3 protein-coding genes are annotated in these 3,811 nt (G+C 54.4%); all 3 read right to left on the reverse strand.

Translation table 11 applies throughout. The features are described from left to right. Positions 1-2,336: ribonuclease R (gene rnr / locus lacNas_RS08815; protein ID WP_201346785.1), on the reverse strand; the 2,336-nt coding region annotated here is incomplete at its 3' end. 65 nt (positions 2,337-2,401) lie between these two features. Then, positions 2,402-2,635: a preprotein translocase subunit SecG gene (gene secG / locus lacNas_RS08820; RefSeq protein ID WP_154549247.1), complete on the reverse strand. Its 234-nt coding sequence runs from the start codon at positions 2,633-2,635 to the stop codon at positions 2,402-2,404. Between the two features lie 54 nt (positions 2,636-2,689). After that, positions 2,690-3,811 (reverse strand): LTA synthase family protein (locus tag lacNas_RS08825; RefSeq protein ID WP_201346786.1); only part of this gene is annotated, 1,122 nt, incomplete at its 5' end.

The raw sequence follows: 3,811 nt of genomic DNA on the forward strand, positions 1-3,811 counted from the left end.
CTTTGCCCCAGCCGCTGGCCGCGGTTGTTGCGGCTTGGCTTGTGCCGCCGGTCGCCGCTCTTGTCGCGGCCGCCGTAATTGCGCCGGCCCTTGAAGTTCCGGTCCCCGTTTCTTCTGCCTTGGCCTCGGTCGTTATGCGCCCGCTTCTTGGCCTCAGGGTCGTAAACTTCAAAGTCCAGCTGGTGCTGCTCAACATTGGCATTGGTCAAAACAACCTTGATCGGCATCCCTACCTTGTACTTCTTGTGGGTTGCCCGGCCGGTCAAAGTCATCGTCTTTTCATCGTATGAGTAGTAGTCGTCCTTCAAGTTGGAGATGTGGATCAAGCCTTCTACCGTGTTCTCCAATTGGACGAACATCCCAAAGCTGGTGACTGATGAAACGACCGCGTCAAACTTGTTGCCAACCTGGTCAGCCATGTATTCGGTCATCTTCAGGTCGTTGGTTGCCCGTTCAGTATCGATTGACCGCCGCTCTTGGGTTGAAGTCTGGTCAGCCACTTCCGGCAGTTCTTCCTTGAAGTGCTCCTTGACTTCCTCGCCCGTCCCTTCTTCCAGGTAGGCGTGGATCATCCGGTGAACCATGGTGTCTGAATACCGGCGGATCGGGGAAGTGAAGTGGGTGTAGTACTTGGCCGCAATCCCGAAGTGGCCCAGCGGGTCTTCTGAGTAGTGGGCCTGCTTTAAGCTCCGGAGCATCATCATCTGCACAACTGCTTCTTCTGGCGTCCCCAAGGTCTTGGTAACCACCTTCTGCAAGTCCAGCGGCTTGATGTCGTTTGGATCTGCCTTGACGTTCAAGCCAAAGGCGCTGCAGAATTCAAAAAATCTGGTGATCCGGTCAGCTTCCGGCGTTTCGTGCACCCGGTAAAGGAATGGCACCTTTTTTCTGTAGTAGGCTTCAGCTACCGTTTCGTTGGCCAAAAGCATGAAGGATTCGATCATCTTTTCGGCCGTCCCCCGGCTGTGCAAGACGATGTCTACCGGCTTGCCCTTTTCGTCGACGATGATCTTGGCTTCTGGTTCTTCAAAGTCGATGGCTCCCCGGGCGTGGCGCTGGTTATAGAGGGCTTCATGCAAGGCCGCCATGTCCTTGAGCATCGGCCGCACCTTGACGTACTTGTCTTCCAAGTCGCTGTCTGGCACGTCGCCGCGCAGGGCCTGGTTGACCTTGTTGTAGGTCAAGCGGCCGTGGGACCGCATCAAGGCCGGGTAGATGTCGTAAGCTACCCGCTCGCCTTCTGGGGTGATTTCCATGTCGCAGGACAAGACCAGACGGTCAACGCCTTCGTTCAAGGAACAGATCCCGTTTGAGAGTCTGAACGGCAGCATCGGAATGACCCGGTCGACCAGGTAGGTACTGTTGCCCCGGGCAAAAGCTTCCCGGTCAAGCGGCGTCCCTTCTTTGACATAGTGGGCCACGTCAGCGATGTGGACGCCCAGGTGGTAGTTGCCGTTGTCCAGCTTCCACAAAACGACCGCGTCGTCAAAGTCCTTGGAGTCGTCCCCGTCGATCGTGACGGCTGGCTGGTCGGTGATGTCCCGCCGGCCTGGTTCCTTTTTTTCTTCTTCAGTCACGTGGTCCGGGATCGCGTTGGCCTGCTCCAAAGCATCTTCTGGCCATTCAGTCCGGATGTCGTGTTCAGCCACGATGGACATGATGTCCACGCCTGGGTCGTTCTTGTTGCCGATGATTTCGACAACTGCCCCGGTCATCTGGTCTGGCAGGTCTTCGGTCGGGTAGGTCTTGATCGAGACCTTGACCATGTCCCCCATCTGCGGGATCAAGCCCTGGTCAGACACATAGACCCGGTACTTCTTGAACTTCTTGTTGGTCGAAATCACGTAGCCGGCAAAGTGGCTGATCTTGACCTGCAGGTCCTCCAAAGGAGTGTATTCGCCAACGATGCTGCTGGCTCCTCTTTCCAGGATCTCTTCGACTTCCCCTTCAGGTCCCTTGCCGTTCCAAGGGTTGCCGCCGGCCGTGATCTTGACTTTGACCCGGTCGCCGTCCAAGGCCAGCTTGGTGGAATCGGAATTGATGAACACGTCGTCGGCTTCCTCGTCGTCTAAGCGCACGAAGCCGAAGCCCTTGTCATTGGCCCGGAAGACGCCTTCGACTTCGGTGTTTTCCTGGGCCAATTGGTAGCGGCCGTTGCCGTCGGTGATGATCTTCTTTTCCTGCTCCAAGTAGGCCAGAGCCTTCACCAGGTCGGTGAAGCTGCCCAGACGGTCCCGGCGAGCCTGCCGCTCGATCTGCTCAACGCGGAATTGTTTTTGCGGATTGTGCCGGAAGATCTCAAGAACTCCCGCCAATACAGTTTCATTTTGCGTCATTAAATTTCTCCATCTGTTATTTTCGTTAAAAAAAACCTCCCATCAAACGATCGGGAGGTTCGGGATTATTTAGAAGACAGGATTGCCAAAATAATCGAAAAAGCAAAGAACAATACCAGTAAAACTGACGTTACTTTTTCCATAAAGGCTTCAAAGCCCCGCTTCTTGGTCTGGCCGCTAAAGACGGCGCCGCCTGACAAAGCGTTTAAGGCATCTTGCTGCTTCTGTGGTTGCATCATTGTTGCAAAGATGATTAGCACTGAAACAATGATCAACAGCGTCATAATAAAGTTGTACAATGCACTGCCTCCAATTTATTCTACAATTACTTTACTATTCTATCATAGATGGGTTTATTTTGTCTTAGTTTTTTTCAGTTCCGGCGCATCAGTTTTGTAAAGCTTGCTTGCGTCCTTCTTGCCCAGCTTGCTCTTCAGGCTGGTCGAGCTCTTGGCAGCCTTGGCCAGCTTGGCCAGCGAGTCGGTCACGTTGTAGTCGTAGTTCTTCGTGTTGACCGGGGTGAACCAGCTCGGATGGTAAAAGCGCAGCAGGTTCCCCGTGATCACCCGGTCAGACAGGCTCAGCTGGGTCATGACCTTGTTGGCGATCAGGCGGCAGGCCTGCTTCTGCTTGGCTGAGGTCACCTTTTTGCCGGTCTTGGTGAAGTAGTAGCTGCTGCCGACCTTGGTGTAAGTCGGGGTGATGAAGTTCCCGTTTCTTTGCGCCACGATCTGTGAGTTCTGCTTGCTTAAAAGGTCATGCCCGAACAAAAGCAGGTCCTTGCTCTTGATGCCCAGCAGGTTCAAAAGCGTCGGCATCACGTCGATTTCACCGCCATAGGTGTGGTTGATGCCGCCCTTTAAGTCGCTGGAATAGAACATCAGCGGCACTCTTTGCTGCTGCTGGTCGTCAAATTCCCCGTAGCCGGACTTGCCGGTCAGCTGGGCCATGGCCTCGTTGTGGTTGTTGGAGATGCCGTAGTGGTCCCCGTAAAAGACCAGCAGGGTGTTTTTGGACAGGCCGGTCTTTTTCAGCCAGGTCATGAACTCGCCGATCGCCTGGTCCAAATAGTGGGCCGTCTGCACGTAGCCGTCAACCGTGTTGTCGCCGGTCGTCGTCTTTTTGATCGTCTGGTTCTGCTTGTCCAAAGTGTACGGGTAGTGGTTGGTGACCGTGATCATCTTCAGATAAAAAGGCTGCGGCAGCTGGGCAATGTACTTGGCCGACTGCTGGAAGAAGATCTTGTCTTTGAGCCCGTAGCCCAGATACCAGCTGTTTTGGTACTTGTAGTAGTTCAAGGACATGAAGTACTGGTAGCCGAAAGACTTGTAGGCATTGTTGCGGTTCCAAAAAGAGCCGGTGCCCCCGTGCATGACGGCGGTGGTGTAGCCGGCCTTTTGGTTCAAAATCGCCGGCATGCTTTCAAAAGTATTGCTGGTCCCGTAAGTCGACATGGCCGAACCCGACTGGACCCC

The organism is Lactobacillus nasalidis, assembly GCF_016587775.1.
GTDB lineage: Bacteria > Bacillota > Bacilli > Lactobacillales > Lactobacillaceae > Lactobacillus > Lactobacillus nasalidis.